The sequence below is a fragment of the Bradyrhizobium sp. 61 genome, assembly GCF_023073075.1.
GTDB classification, from domain to species: Bacteria; Pseudomonadota; Alphaproteobacteria; order Rhizobiales; family Xanthobacteraceae; genus Bradyrhizobium; species Bradyrhizobium barranii.
On sequence record NZ_JADPIU010000077.1, the window covers coordinates 50,442 to 62,124 of the forward strand.

14 protein-coding genes are annotated in these 11,683 nt (G+C 64.8%); 8 read left to right on the plus strand and 6 right to left on the minus strand.

The window, feature by feature from the left end; translation table 11 throughout:
* Positions 1 to 34: 34 nt before the first annotated feature.
* The 3 genes from IVB46_RS29945 to IVB46_RS29955 all read right to left on the minus strand — a co-directional run bounded on the left by IVB46_RS29945 (position 35) and on the right by IVB46_RS29955 (position 1,514).
* Positions 35 to 817, minus strand: coding sequence for a hypothetical protein (locus tag IVB46_RS29945; RefSeq protein ID WP_247310434.1), 783 nt, complete (start codon positions 815 to 817; stop codon positions 35 to 37).
* A gap of 174 nt (positions 818 to 991) precedes the next feature.
* The gene (locus tag IVB46_RS29950) at positions 992 to 1,216 is read right to left on the minus strand and encodes a hypothetical protein (protein ID WP_166096504.1); all 225 of its coding nucleotides are present in this window, start codon (positions 1,214 to 1,216) and stop codon (positions 992 to 994) included.
* A gap of 70 nt (positions 1,217 to 1,286) precedes the next feature.
* Positions 1,287 to 1,514: a hypothetical protein gene (locus IVB46_RS29955; protein ID WP_028150973.1), complete on the minus strand. Its 228-nt coding sequence runs from the start codon at positions 1,512 to 1,514 to the stop codon at positions 1,287 to 1,289.
* Positions 1,515 to 1,777: 263 nt separating this feature from the next.
* On the opposite strand from IVB46_RS29955, the gene IVB46_RS29960 reads away from it, so the two are divergent.
* Positions 1,778 to 2,125 carry a DUF6481 family protein gene (locus IVB46_RS29960; protein ID WP_247311528.1) on the plus strand — a complete coding sequence of 116 codons (348 nt, stop codon included), beginning with the start codon at positions 1,778 to 1,780 and terminating at the stop codon, positions 2,123 to 2,125.
* Between the two features lie 137 nt (positions 2,126 to 2,262).
* Here IVB46_RS29960 and IVB46_RS29965 read toward each other — a convergent pair whose 3' ends face one another.
* Positions 2,263 to 2,505, minus strand: a complete 243-nt coding sequence (locus IVB46_RS29965) for a pentapeptide MXKDX repeat protein (protein WP_247310437.1) — start codon at positions 2,503 to 2,505, stop codon at positions 2,263 to 2,265.
* A 297-nt stretch (positions 2,506 to 2,802) separates the two neighbouring features.
* Between IVB46_RS29965 and dctP the strand changes: the two genes are divergently transcribed.
* The 3 genes from dctP to IVB46_RS29980 are packed head-to-tail and all read left to right on the plus strand — an operon-like array spanning position 2,803 to position 5,731.
* A complete protein-coding gene (gene dctP / locus IVB46_RS29970; protein ID WP_063983435.1) occupies positions 2,803 to 3,825 on the plus strand; it encodes a TRAP transporter substrate-binding protein DctP in 1,023 nt (340 codons plus the stop codon).
* The gene (locus IVB46_RS29975; RefSeq protein WP_063983436.1) at positions 3,822 to 4,376 is read left to right on the plus strand and encodes a TRAP transporter small permease; all 555 of its coding nucleotides are present in this window, start codon (positions 3,822 to 3,824) and stop codon (positions 4,374 to 4,376) included. Before dctP ends, IVB46_RS29975 begins: the two co-directional genes overlap by 4 nt.
* Positions 4,373 to 5,731 (plus strand): TRAP transporter large permease, encoded by a 1,359-nt coding sequence (locus IVB46_RS29980; protein ID WP_063983437.1) that lies wholly within the window; start codon positions 4,373 to 4,375, stop codon positions 5,729 to 5,731. The genes IVB46_RS29975 and IVB46_RS29980 overlap by 4 nt, the downstream gene beginning before the upstream one ends.
* A gap of 126 nt (positions 5,732 to 5,857) precedes the next feature.
* Here the strand turns inward: IVB46_RS29980 and IVB46_RS29985 are convergent, their stop codons facing one another.
* Positions 5,858 to 6,550 carry a GntR family transcriptional regulator gene (locus IVB46_RS29985; RefSeq protein WP_247310440.1) on the minus strand — a complete coding sequence of 231 codons (693 nt, stop codon included), beginning with the start codon at positions 6,548 to 6,550 and terminating at the stop codon, positions 5,858 to 5,860.
* A gap of 231 nt (positions 6,551 to 6,781) precedes the next feature.
* Between IVB46_RS29985 and IVB46_RS29990 the strand changes: the two genes are divergently transcribed.
* The 4 genes from IVB46_RS29990 to IVB46_RS30005 all read left to right on the plus strand — a co-directional run bounded on the left by IVB46_RS29990 (position 6,782) and on the right by IVB46_RS30005 (position 10,663).
* Positions 6,782 to 7,390 (plus strand): TRAP transporter small permease, encoded by a 609-nt coding sequence (locus tag IVB46_RS29990; RefSeq protein WP_247311531.1) that lies wholly within the window; start codon positions 6,782 to 6,784, stop codon positions 7,388 to 7,390.
* Complete coding sequence (locus tag IVB46_RS29995; RefSeq protein ID WP_247310443.1) at positions 7,390 to 8,655, plus strand: TRAP transporter large permease; 1,266 nt, start codon at positions 7,390 to 7,392, stop codon at positions 8,653 to 8,655. The genes IVB46_RS29990 and IVB46_RS29995 overlap by 1 nt, the downstream gene beginning before the upstream one ends.
* Positions 8,656 to 8,679: 24 nt before the next feature.
* Entirely contained in the window at positions 8,680 to 9,663 is a 984-nt protein-coding gene (locus IVB46_RS30000) for a TRAP transporter substrate-binding protein (protein ID WP_247310449.1), read from the plus strand.
* A gap of 73 nt (positions 9,664 to 9,736) precedes the next feature.
* A complete protein-coding gene (locus IVB46_RS30005; protein WP_247310457.1) occupies positions 9,737 to 10,663 on the plus strand; it encodes a dihydrodipicolinate synthase family protein in 927 nt (308 codons plus the stop codon).
* A 108-nt stretch (positions 10,664 to 10,771) separates the two neighbouring features.
* On the opposite strand, the gene IVB46_RS30010 is transcribed toward IVB46_RS30005, so the two are convergent.
* A complete protein-coding gene (locus IVB46_RS30010) occupies positions 10,772 to 11,683 on the minus strand; it encodes a hydroxymethylglutaryl-CoA lyase (protein ID WP_247310460.1) in 912 nt (303 codons plus the stop codon).

Genomic DNA, 11,683 nt, shown 5'->3' on the forward strand with positions numbered 1-11,683 from the left:
GCCCGCCTCCTTGTTTCAGACCTTGCCTGAAGCCTCAGTAACACGCGCGAGGATCGGCCTGCACATACTGGCCGCTCGGATAGCGGTAGTAGCAATTGCCCTGGGCGAAATAATAGCCGGGCCGCGAGGCAGCCGTGGCGCCGGCGATCGCGCCGGTGGCGCCGCCGATCACGGCACCCGCGGCCGCGCCCGAGGCGTTGCCCGAGATCAGGCCGCCCAGCACGCCGCCGACGATAGCGCCGCCAAGCGCGCTTGCGCCGGGATCAGCCGGTGGCGGAGGCGGCGGCGGTTCGTAGGCGACGGGAGGCGGCGCCGGGGCATAGGCCACCGGCATGTCGTCGAAGTAATCCTCGGAGATGTAGGCCGGCGGGCCGGCCATCCGCTGCGGATAATAGTACCAGACGCCGCCGACGTCCCACCACCAGCCGGAGCGGCCGTTGCGGACCTCGTGGCGCCAGCGCCCGCCATCCCAGGCGCGATTGCCGCGATAGGCGTGTCCGCCCCAGTCGCGCTCCGGTGCGGGGCCCCTGGCGTAATTGCGTCCGGGCGGCGGGCCACCTGCTCCGTGTGGGCCGGGACCGGGGCCGCCGGCGTGGGGCTGGCCGCCGGGCTGTTGCGCGGGCCGGGCCGCCTGCTGCGGCGGGGGGCCCTTGCGCATGTTCTGATTGTTCTGGGGCGGCGCGCCCGCGCCGGGCCCCGCAGGCGTCTGGGCCTGGGGTCTTGGCGGCAATGAGTCCTGTGCCTGCGCCGAAAGCGCGACAAGGGACATGGCCGAAACCAAGGGAATAATGATCTTCATGCGGCTGGACGCACTCATGCGTGCTTAACCCCCTACTCTCGCGATTGCCGTGGTGCCTAGCGCGATAGACGATTCGCCTCGCGCCTGGCTGATGCCGGCGGACATAACTGACCTGCTTTGGTCGGCTAAGTCCCGTTACAAATGATTAAGATCACGGCAATTTTCGGCCCTGGGGGGCGCGGCGGAACCGTTCTAGCGCGCCGGCTCGATCACATTGCAGTTGGTCCGCCCCGACATCAGGCAGTCCTGCATCTTGCTGGCCGCGGTGAGATCGCGGGCGAGCCACCAGCCGACACCGAGGATCACGAGCGCGATGATCAATCCGGCAATCGCGCCGCGACGGTTGTCGCCGGATTGAGGTTTTGCGAGGGATTTGGGCTTTTTGCCCGGTTCGGGCTTGGACTCAGACTTGGACATGACTGGCCGATCGCAGGGGTGAGCCGGCTTTACCACCTCTGCGACGTCGCGTCACATCCCGGTCGATCGTTCAGCCCCGGGTCTGCCGGATCGCATCCTTGCGCGAGGTTTCGACCGCCGGTGTGGCCCGCGGTGCGCAGGTCGTCAGCAAGAATGCGGTCTGGGTGCATTCCCAATCCGCGCCGAGGACGGCACTTTCGATCGGCTTCGGGCGGGCAAGCAACAGTGCGACGCCAGCCAAGGCGACCACCGCGACGGCGATTGCGAGCGCCTTCGGGCTCAGTCTTGAGATCATCATGCCCGTGCTCCGTCTCGTACCGGGCGGACGCTAGGCGCCGCTCCGTGTGGTCCTCTATGAAGGACATCACAATTCGGCAGTTTTTCGGGGCTACGAGAGATCGTCGGGGGTGGCGATTTTTCGTCTACCTGATCGGCTGCGATTATGGGTGGCTTCGCGACGCGCGCCGATGTACACGCTTCTGCGTCGCGTGGTGCCTGCTATGCCCAGCCGACGTACCAACAGTCACCGATGTAGGATTGAAAGCGAGGAAGGCAAGGCCCGTGAGTGGATTTAGGGAACCCGGGTTTTCAGACCGGCAAAAGGCGGCGCAGGAAGCGCGCAAAAATCTTTTGAACAAATTCAAGTCGCAGCCCGGGCTGGATGATCCGGCGGTGGCGGCACGTCGTGCTGAGCGCGAGGCGCTCGCGGCCAAGCGCGCAGAGGCAAAGGCCGCGCGCGAAGTCGAGAAGGCCGAGCAGAAGCGTATTGCGGAAGAAGCTGCAGCGGCCGAAGCCGCGCGTATCGCCCGCGAAGCGGAAGAAGCGATCGCCAAGCAGGCTGAAGTCGAGGCCGAGCAAAAGGCCAAGCGCGACGCCCGCTACGCTGCCCGAAAGGCTAAGCGGAAGTAACGTTCGCAAGTCACGTTCAACTCACGTCGCGTTCAAGTGAAGTTGAACTGAAACATCGCTGGGGGCGGTCCATGTGACCGCCCTCGGACTTCCAAGCGCGCGTCTGCCTTCGCAGACGCCGCGACGACGGCGGAAGATCAGTTCTTCTTCATCGTCCCGTCGTCTTTCTTCATCCCGTCCTTCGACATGTGGTCCTTCTTCATGCCGTCGTCCTTGGACATGGTGTCCTTCTTCATGCCGTCCTTGGACATCGTGTCCTTCTTCATCATGCCGTCGTCCTTGCCCATCTTGTCCTGGGCAAAAGCGGCCGGCGACAGCGCGAGGCCAAGCGACAGAGCGGCAGCCGAGACGCCGAGCACGATGCGGGTGCGAATGGTCATGAGTGATTTCCCTTCGAGATGGTGTTTGTCAGCGACGGACGCCGCTATCTGATCTCGACGGATTGCCCGCTGGCGTTGTTACGCGCCCACTGACAAAATTTCTGCGGGCCGGCTGCGAGGATGTTCCGTGTGCACTGCAGCAAGGCCGGCACTTGCCCCGGCATTCGGTCTCGAACTATCAGATGAGAGAATATTGGGTGAGAGACCGGCTAGGATGGACCTATGCGCTGGTCTCAAGGACCCAGCCCACCTCACACCAAACAAGAACCGGCCAAGGGCCGTCCAAGGGGATACACCATGCTCACGCGCCGTCATCTGATCGCGACCGCCGTCGCCGCACCCGCCATTCTTCGCTTCGGCACTGGTACCGCGCATGCCGCGACCACGCTAAAGATCTCGCATCAATTCCCGGGAGGGACCATCGACAAGGGCGACTTCCGCGACCGGCTCTGCCGCATGTTCGCGGCTGAAGTCGCCAAGCGCAGCAAAGGCGACATCGCTGCAGAAATCTATCCGAACTCCTCGCTGATCAAGACCAACGCGCAGTTCTCCGCGATGCGCAAGGGCGCGCTCGACATCAGCCTCTATCCGATGCCTTACGCCGGTGGTGAGCTACCGGAGACCAATATCGGCCTGATGCCGGGCCTCGTGACCACCTACGACCAGGGCATGCGCTGGAAGAAGGCGCCGGTCGGCAAGGCGCTGACTGACTTCCTCGCCGACAAGGGCATCATCCTGCTCACCTGGGTGTGGCAGGCCGGCGGCGTCGCCAGCCGCTCCAAACCGATCGTCGCCCCTGAAGATGCCAAGGGCATGAAGGTGCGCGGCGGCTCGCGCGAGATGGACATGGTGCTCCAGACCGCCGGCGCCTCGGTGCTCTCGGTGCCGTCGAACGAAATCTACGCGGCGATGCAGACCGGTGCCTGCGATGCCGGCATCACCTCCTCGACCAGCCTGATCTCGTTCCGGCTCGAAGAGGTCGCGAAGTCGCTGACCTCGGGTGCGGGTGCCTCCTACTGGTTCATGCTCGAGCCGCTGATGATGTCGAAGGCGATCTTCGACAAGCTGCCGAAGAACCAGCAGGACGTCCTGCTCGCGGTCGGCACCGAGCTCGAAGCCTTCGGCCGCAAGGGCGCGCAGGACGACGACGTCGAGGTCGCCAAGGTCTACGAGAAGGCCGGCGCCAAGGTCAGTGCGCTCGATGCCGCCACCGTCGGCAAATGGCGCGACATCGCCCGCGACACCGCGTGGAAGGATTACGGCGCCAAGACCGCGACCGCCGCCAACCTGCTCAAGCTCGCCTCCGACGTCGGCGCATGAGCCACGGTCCGCTTCCGGATCGTGATGACCAGGCGAACGCTGCCGCAGGGACCGGCCTTGCGGCGGCGATCGATCGCGGTCTCGCCGTCCTCAACACCATCATCGTCGTGTTCGCAGCGATCGCGCTGATCGCGGCCTGCGCCATCCTGAGCTACAGCGTGCTCAGCCGCGCCCTGTTCAAGGCCGCCAATTACTGGCAGGACGAGGCCGCCGTATTCCTCTTGGTCGGCGCCACCTTCATGACGGCGGCCTATGTGCAGCAGAACCGCGGCCATATCGGCATCGAGGCCTTTGTCGGCCTGCTGTCACCGCTCGCGAACCGGATCAGGCTCTGGCTGGTCGATGCCGCGACGTTCCTGTTCTGCGCCTTTTTCGCCTGGAAGTCCTGGACGCTGACCCATGAAGCCTATGTCGACGGTCAGGTCTCAAACTCGATGTGGTCGCCGCCGCTCGCCATTCCCTATTCGCTGATGGCGCTCGGGATGAGCCTGCTCTGCATCCAGATCCTCGTGCAGCTTGCGCTGCCTTTCGCAGGAGCCAGGCGTCCATGAGCGTTTTCGGTATCGGCCTCGCCTACGGTATCGCGACGCTGGTCGTGATGTTCTCAGGCATGCCGATCGCGTTCGCGCTCGGCGCGGTCGCGGTCGTGTTCATGGGCATCTACATGCCGGCCGCGTCCCTGGATACGGTGACGCAGAACGTCTACGAGGAAATGGCCTCGATCACGCTGCTGTCGATCCCGCTCTTCATCCTGAAGGGCGCCGCCATCGGTAAATCGCGCGCCGGCCAGGATCTCTATTCGGCCCTGCATGCCTGGCTGCATCGCGTCCCCGGCGGCCTCGGCGTCGCCAACGTGTTCGCCTGCGCGCTGTTTGCGGCGATGGCGGGCTCCAGCCCTGCGACCTGCTCGGCGATCGGATCGGCCGGCATCCCCGAGATGCGTAAGCGCGGCTATTCCGGCGGCTTTGCCGCCGGCATCATCGCGGCCGGCGGCACGCTCGGCATTCTGCTGCCGCCCTCGATCACGATGATCCTGTTCGCGGTCGCCGCTGAAAAATCGCTCGGCCGTCTCTTCCTCGCCGGCATCGGGCCCGGCCTGCTGCTGGTGTCCCTGTTCGGCGCCTATGCGGTGATCCGCTTCCGCCAGGAATATGCCGCGGCGCAGGCGATCTTTGAGAAAGGCGGGCCTGAGGCGGCGATCCTGGCCCGCGACGAATACACGCTCGCCGAACGCTTCAGCGTGCTGCCGCGCGTGATCCCGTTCGTGCTGCTGCTCACCGGCGTCATGATCGCGCTCTATGGCGGCTACGCGACGCCGTCGGAAACCGCCGGCCTCGGCGGCCTGCTCGCGCTGGCGCTGATCGCGGCGATCTACAGCGTGTGGCGGCCGAGCGACCTCGCCCCGATCTTGAAGTCGACGATCCGGGAATCGACCATGCTGATGATGATCATCGGCATGTCGCTGCTCTATTCCTACGTGATGAGCTATCTGCACATCTCGCAATCGGTCGCCGAATCCATCGTCGCGATGCACCTGCCGCGCTGGGAGCTGCTGTTCGCGATCCTCGTCATGGTCGTCGTGCTCGGCTTCTTCCTGCCGCCGGTCTCCATTATTCTCATGACCGCGCCGATCATCCTGCCGCCGCTCCGCGCCGCCAATTTCGACATCATCTGGTTCGGCGTAGTCATGACCATCGTGATGGAGATGGGGCTGATCCATCCGCCGGTCGGCCTCAACATCTTCGTCATCCGCAACGTCGCGCCGGACATTCCCTTGCGCGAGGTGATCTGGGGCACCCTGCCCTTCGTGCTGCTGATGATGCTCGCGGTGCTGCTGCTGTGCTTCTTCCCGGGAATCTCGACCGGGCTGCCGGACCTGGTGATGGGGCCGGACGGGAGCAGGTAGAGGCAATCGCAAGTGCCGTAGGGTGGGCAAAGGCGCGCAGCGCCGTGCCCACCATCTCTCCTCGATCCCGATAAAAGTGGTGGGCACGCTTCGCTTTGCCCACCCTACGAGCTAACCCTAAGATCTCTACGATTTATCCTTCCGCCGTAACTTCGGCGCGATCGTGCTGCCGGCCACCACCTGCAACAGATCCTTGCGCACGGCCTCGATGTGCCGCTCCAGGAACCGGCAGGCCTCCTCGACCTTCTGTGCACGGCAGAGCGCGATCAGATGGGCGTGCTCCTTCTCGGCTGTCCCCATCGCCTTGGTGTTGGAGAGCTGGAGGCGCGTGTAGCGGTCGCTGGTCTGGAGCAGCGACAGCACGATCGCGCGCGTACGCGGCTGCGGGGCGTGAACGTAGAGTGCCATGTGAAAATCGGCGTTGAGCTGGCCCCATTCGCTGACGTTACGCGCCTTGATCGCCTTCTCGAAGCTCTTGTGGATGTCATCGAGCCCGCTAAAATCATCGGCGGTGAAACGCGGCGCCGATTGCGCCAGGAGGCGTGGCTCCAGGATTCCGCGCAGGTCGAACACATCGTTGATCTCGTCCAGCGACAGCTCCGAGACGATCGCGCCCTTCTGCGGGACGATGCGCACCAGGCCTTCGGCTTCGAGCTGGAACAGCGCTTCGCGCACCGGGATGCGGCTGACGCCATAGGCCTCGCCAAGTGCGTCCTGCCGTAGCTGCGATCCGGCCGGATAGGTGCCGTCGAGGATCGCCTGCCTGAGCTGGTCGACGATCGCGGCCGACAGGGTGCGATGCTTCAGAGGCTGTTTCATCTGACCTTCTGTTGTCCTTCCCGACTCATCCGGCCGAAGCGGTCTCTCTCTTGCATGTTGAGGGGCCCAACAAAAGTGTGGGGCCCGGCAAAAGCCAGTGCCCAGCAAAAGCGCGTCCTGCCGCCGAAATGACCGCAATCTCCGTTTGACACGCAAAATGTATAAATTATACATTTGTCGATAGCACGAGATTTCTCAGGGGTCGGGGCCTCTTTCATGATCGAGCAGACGATGCCGGCCACGCGCGCATTCAGCGTTCGACACATGGTCGTCCGCGCGTCCAGTGCCCTGCTCGCCGTCGAGCGCGTCGCGCTGATGGGCCTGATGTACCTGCTCACCGGCCTGATCCTGGTGAACGTCGTCACCCGTTACGCGCGCTTCCCGATCTACTGGATCGATGAATCCGCGGTCTATTGCGTGGTCTGGCTGACCTTTGTCGGCGCCTCCGCGATGACGCGGCTGCGGCTCGATTTCGCGGTCACCATGCTGACGGAGCGTCTTTCGCCACGGCACCAGAAGATCGCAAAGGTGATCTCGACCGGCATGGTCGTCGCGTTCGGAATCGCACTGATCGTGACCTGCATGCTCTGGATGGACCCGATTGGCCTCGCGCGTGCCGGCTTCGACGGGCGCAAGCTCGCGGCCGAGACCTTCAACTTTCTCTATACCGAGCACACCCAGACGCTGAACTGGCCGACCTGGGTGCTCTATTTGACGCTGCCGATCTTCGCGGTCTCGATGACCATCCACGGCCTCGCCAACCTGCTGGAAGATCTCGAGCTGGTCCCGCGCACGCCGCCGAAAGGCTTTGCGCTCTCCGAACTCGACGGGGTCAACTGATGATCACGTCAGCCGCCTTCATCGCGATCATGCTGGTCGGCGTGCCGATCGGCCTCTGCCTGTGCCTCGCCGGCCTCGTCTACATCGCAGCGTCCGGCAATCCGGTGCTGTTCCAGTCCTATCCGCTCCAGCTGTTCGGCGGCGTCGACAGCTACGGCCTGATCGCCATTCCGCTGTTCATCCTGATCGGAGAGATCATGAACGGCGGCGGCATCACGCGGCGCATCATCGACATGGCGATGGCCTTCGTCGGCTCGCTCAAGGGCGGGCTCGCCTACGTCAACATCCTCGCCAACATGTTCATCTCCTCGATCCTGGGATCCGCCACCGCGCAGGTCGCGATCATGGCGCAGATCATGGTCCCGGAGATGGAGAAGAAGGGCTACGACAAGACCTTCGCGGCGGGATTGACCGCCTATGGCGGCATGCTCGGCCCGATCATTCCGCCCTCGGTGATGTTCGTGGTCTACAGCGTGCTGGCGCAGGTCTCGGTCAGCGACATGCTGATCGCCGGCATCGTGCCGGGCGTCATCCTCACGGTGATGTTCTGCCTCGTCATCGCGCTGATGGGATACGTCTACAATTATCCCCGCGCGGATTATCAGACGCCGCGCCAGCGCGTCATGACGATCCTGCGGACGTCACCCACCCTGCTGATTCCGATCGTCATCGTCGGCACCATCCTCAGCGGCCTCGCCAATGCGACGGAATCCGCGGCCGTCGGCGCGGTCGCCGCCGCGCTTGTCGGGAAATACTGGACCAGGGAGTTCGAGTTCTCGCAGTTGCCGCAGATGATGCTGCGCAGCGCCATCTATTCCGCGATCGTGCTGTTCCTGGTGGCCGCCGCGGCGGTGTTCTCCTGGGTCCTGATCTTCGGCAAGGTGCCGCAGGAAACCGCCGGCTGGATCCAGTCCGCCGCCAAGGACCCGGTCAGCTTCATGCTGATCTGCAACGTCATCCTGCTGATCATCGGCACGGTCATCGACGGCATTCCCGGCCTGATCATGACGGTGCCGATCCTCCTGCCTGTCGCGACCGACGTCTACCACATCGATCCCCGGCATTTCGGCGTCGTGGTGGTGATCAACCTCGTGCTCGGCCTGCTGTCGCCGCCGGTCGGGCTCTGCTTCTTCGTCGCGGCCGCCGTCACCGGCGCCAAGCCCGGCAAGATGTTCATGGTGACGCTGCCCTTCTTCGTCATCTCCTGCGTCCTGCTGGTGCTGCTCTCGCTCTATCCGTCGCTCTCGCTGATCCTCATCAAATAGGCCTGTTCAAAAGGAAGCCCGACCATGCCGCTTTCACGCCGCCGCTTTCTCGCCGCAAGTGCCGCCGCCTCGGTGTTCGCACCGTCGCTGGCGCTTGCCCAGGCCAAGGAATTCCGCCTCGGCCTGATCACGCCGAACGGCCATTCCTGGAACAAGGCGGCGCTCAAGTTCGGCGACGAGCTCAAGGCGGCCACCAACGGCCGGCTCACCCTGACCGTGTTCCATTCCGGCCAGCTCGGCAACGAGCCCGCGATGATGCAGCAATTGCAGTCCGGCGCGCTCGACATGGGCTTCATCCAGGCCGCCGAGCTCGGCTCGCGCGTGCCGCACATCGCCGCGATCAATGCGCCCTACATCGTCCGCTCGACGCCTGCGGTCGCGAAATTCGTGCGGCATCCGGCGGCGGTGAAGCTGTTCGATGTGCTGCCGCAGGAGACCGGCACCATCGGCCTCGGCTGGGGCATCACCGGCATGCGCGCGGTGTTCTCCTCGAAGGACCTGAACTCGCTCGCCGACATCAAGGGCATGAAGCTGCGCATCAACCCGACGCCGGTCTATCGCGATTTCTATTCCTCCCTCGGTGCCGCGCCGACGCCGATCCCGACCCCGCAGGTGTTCGACGCGATGGCCAACGGCCAGGTCGATGGCCTCGAGGCCGATCTCGAATTCTCCTGGAACCAGCGCTTCGACAAGGTCTCGAAGGTGATCCTGCAGATGAATGCCGTCTTCATGCCGATGGCGGCGGTGGTCTCGGGCCGGGTCTGGCAGACGCTCCCCGCAGCCGACCGCGATCTGATCGCCAAGACGGTGAAGTCGACGCTGGACGCGCAGATCGACGAGTTGGCCTCCAACGAGCCCGCGCTGATCGAGAATTTCAAGAACGCGCCGATCCCGATCCGCCAGGTCCCGCCTGGCGACACCGAGGCTGTCATCGCCGAGTTCGACAAGATCTGGCTGCCCAAGGCACCTGTTCTCGCCGCGCTGCGCAAGGTCGGCGCGACGCTCTGATCCCATTCGCCATCCTCTTCACAACAGCCGGCGGCCCCAGCCCCCCGCCGGCAAACTCACTTGGAGTCAATTCATGAGCCGCCGCGTTTCCTGGGAAGGCGTCTTCCCGGCCGTCACCACGCAATTCCACAATGATCTCTCGCTCGACATCGACGCCACCGCCAAGGTCATGGACGGTCTGATCCGCGACGGCGTCTCCGGCTTGATCGTCTGCGGCTCGGTCGGCGAGAACACCTCGCTGGAGCGCAAGGAGAAGGTCGCGATCATGGAGACGGCGAAATCCGTCGCGAAAGGCCGCGTGCCGGTACTGTGCGGCATCGCCGAGTTTACCACGGCCTTCGCGGTCGAAACCGCCAAGGAAGCCGCGCGCGTCGGCATCGACGGCGTGATGGTGATGCCGGCGCTGGTCTATTCGTCGAAGCCGCACGAGACCGCCGCACATTTCCGCGCGGTTGCCAGCGCGACCGACCTGCCGGTGATGCTCTACAACAACCCGCCGATCTACAAGAACGACGTCACCCCCGACATCCTGGCCTCGCTCGCCGACGTCGAGACCGTGGTCTGCTTCAAGGATTCCTCGGGCGACACGCGGCGCTTCATCGACACCAGGAACATGGTCGGCGACCGCTTCGTGCTGTTCGCAGGGCTCGACGACGTCATCGTCGAGAGCATCGCCATGGGCGCGGTGGGCTGGGTCTCCGGCATGTCGAACGCCTTCCCGCGCGAGGGCGAGACGCTGTTTCGTCTTGCCAAGGCCGGCCGCTTGGCCGAGGCCATGCCGATCTACGAATGGTTCATGCCGCTGCTACATCTCGATGCGCGCCCGGACCTCGTCCAGTGCATCAAGCTGTGCGAGAACATCATGGGCCGCGGCACCGCGCTGACCCGTCCGCCGCGCCTCGCGCTGCTGCCGCAGGAAAAGGCCGAGGTCGAGGCCATGATGGCGAAGGCGCTCAAGAGCCGGCCGCGCCTGCCGGATGTCGGGCTGAAGGCGGCCTAGGCGAAGGTCTCGTAGGGTGGGCAAAGCGAAAGCGTGCCCACCATTTGAGATCAAAATCGCGGAGAGATGGTGGGCACGGCGCTACGCGCCTTTGCCCACCCTACGAAGCTAGCAAGCAGCCCGCTTCTTCTTCGCGTTCAGCGCGGAGGCTACGCGGCTCACAGGCGGCTTGCCCAGCACGCCGCTCATCTCGTTCGTGGCCGCCAGCAGCTTGTCCATGTCGACGCCGGTCCTGACGCCCATGCCCTCGAGCATGTAGACGACGTCCTCGGTCGCGACGTTGCCGGTCGCACCCGGCGCGTAGGGGCAGCCGCCAAGGCCGCCGGCGGCGGCATCGATGACGCGGACGCCCTCCTCCAGGCCGGCATAGAGATTGGCGAGTGCCTGGCCGTAGGTGTCGTGGAAATGCATCGCGAGTTTGGCCGGCGGGATATTGGCGCTAACCGCGCGCAGCATCTCCTTGGCCTTATCAGGCGTGCCGACGCCAATGGTGTCGCCGAGCGAGATCTCGTAGCAGCCGAGCTCCCACAGCGTGTTGGCGAGATCGGCGACCGCCTTCGGCTTGATCTCGCCGTCGAACGGGCAGCCCAGCACGCAGGAGATATAGCCGCGGACCCTGACGCCATCAGCCTTGGCGCGCGCCAGCACCGGCTTGAAGCGCTCGATGGACTCCGCGACCGTGCAGTTGATATTGGCGCGCGAAAAGCCTTCCGAGGCCGCCGCGAACACGGAGACGACTTGCGCGCCGGCAGCGCGCGCGGCGTCATAGCCCTTCTCGTTCGGCACCAGCACGTGGAATTCGGCGCCCTTGACGTGGCTGACGCCGCGCAGCACGGCGTCCGAGCTCGCCATTTGCGGGATCGCCTTGGGCGACACGAAGGCGCCGACCTCGACCGTGGTGAGGCCAGCGGCGACGAGCGCCTCGATGAAGGCGATGCGGGCCTCGACGCTGACGAGCGTCTTCTCGTTCTGGAGGCCGTCGCGCGGCCCCATTTCGATGATGCGGACGGGATCGCTCAT